The 867-nt window shown below is 48.3% G+C and carries 1 protein-coding gene; it reads right to left on the bottom strand.

Annotation, left to right across the window (positions count from 1 at the left end):
- Positions 1–42: 42 nt before the first annotated feature.
- Positions 43–867, bottom strand: an 825-nt coding sequence (locus A3751_RS20135) for a sulfatase-like hydrolase/transferase (RefSeq protein ID WP_156492675.1), incomplete at its 5' end; no start/stop codon positions are given.

The following is an 867-nucleotide window of genomic DNA, read 5'->3' as shown; positions in this document are numbered from 1 at the left end:
CAAAACCCGCCAATAAAGCGGGTTTTGCTAACGAACGGGAGACTATTCCTCGCCTCCGGATTTGCTTACGAACATATCGTAAACAGCCTCAACCGACCAAGAACCCGGCTTTTGGCTTGGCGGGTATTCTTTGAACGTCGCAAGAAACTCGGCAGTCGTCGATAGGCCTAGATAGATATAAGGCGCTTTGTCTATCATCCAATCATAGTACGAGTTTGAGTTTTCTTCTGCACGACCCCAAGGATCACGCCGTAAATTAGTCACCTTAGGCATACGTAGCATTGTGAACGGCTCCGTCCAAAGTGCCATGGTTTTTCCTCGGTTCTCTGCGTAAGTCATCTTCCAATCACCAACACGGATACCAACTGGGAATGCTTCATCGTTTAAGTAGTGATAGACATCTCGCGGACCTTCTTTTACTTCTCCAGTGAGATACGGAAGGAAGTTATAGCCATCAAGATGGATCTTCGATTTCTTCTTGCCGAACGCTTTACCCTTCAGCATGTCGGCCTTCAGGTTTGAATCGCCGGCAGCTGCAGCGAAGGTCGGCATCCAATCGAGGTGCGCCATAATCTCATTAGAGATACTGCCCGCCTTGATCTTTCCAGGCCAACGAACCATCGCAGGTACCCGGTACGCACCTTCGTAGTTACTGTTTTTCTCACCACGGAAAGGCGTGATACCAGCGTCAGGCCACGTGTTGAAGTGAACCCCATTGTCCGTTGAGTACATAACAATCGTGTTATCTGCGATCTTCAAGGCGTCTAGTTGATCAAGCATTTCACCCACCAACTGATCATGACGTACCATCACATCGTTATAGAAACCTTGACCTGAAAGACCCACATTCTTCTCAGCAATATGCGT

The organism is Oleiphilus sp. HI0080 (assembly GCF_001635135.1).
Note: the sequence above shows the minus strand (reverse complement) of the source record. Positions and strands in the feature narration are given on the sequence as shown.